The following is a 476-nucleotide window of genomic DNA, read 5'->3' on the forward strand; positions in this document are numbered from 1 at the left end:
TAGAAACCTCTGCAATTTTACATAAGAGGCAGATAGAGAAGCGTTTCTTTGACATTTCTTTAATAACTTTATATTTCTTTTGGATAGGTACTGCTTTCATTCCTCCTTTTACACCTGTAAGAGCTTTTTTAACATTTCATTCTCAGCTTCTAATCGTTTTATTTTTGTTTCTGTATCTTCTGGATAAGTAGATGGATGCCCTATTGTAGAGCCTTGTGTTTTTCCTCTTTTTTCTTCAAGGCCTTTCAGGCCTTCAGCTTCAAAGTGTCGAACCCAGCGCAGAACGGTTGTATGGTCAATCCCTAATTCTTTTCCAACGGCCTTACAGCCCATTCCATCCCAAAGATATAAATCGACTGCTTTTTTCTTAAACTCAATGTTGAATGTTCTCCTCTTTTTCCCCATAAAAAATCCCCTCCATAGTAGACAGAATAGGTTGCTTTCTTTTATTTGTCTACTATAAGGGGAGCATACCA

General features: G+C 37.2%; 1 protein-coding gene. It reads right to left on the reverse strand.

Annotation, left to right across the window (positions count from 1 at the left end):
- Positions 1-108: 108 nt before the first annotated feature.
- Positions 109-405, reverse strand: coding sequence for a transposase (locus tag SB717_RS33625; RefSeq protein ID WP_034655895.1), 297 nt, complete (start codon positions 403-405; stop codon positions 109-111).
- Positions 406-476 lie beyond the last annotated feature (71 nt).

Source organism: Priestia sp. SIMBA_032 (assembly GCF_046535215.1).
In the GTDB taxonomy this organism is placed as follows: domain Bacteria; phylum Bacillota; class Bacilli; order Bacillales; family Bacillaceae_H; genus Priestia; species Priestia aryabhattai.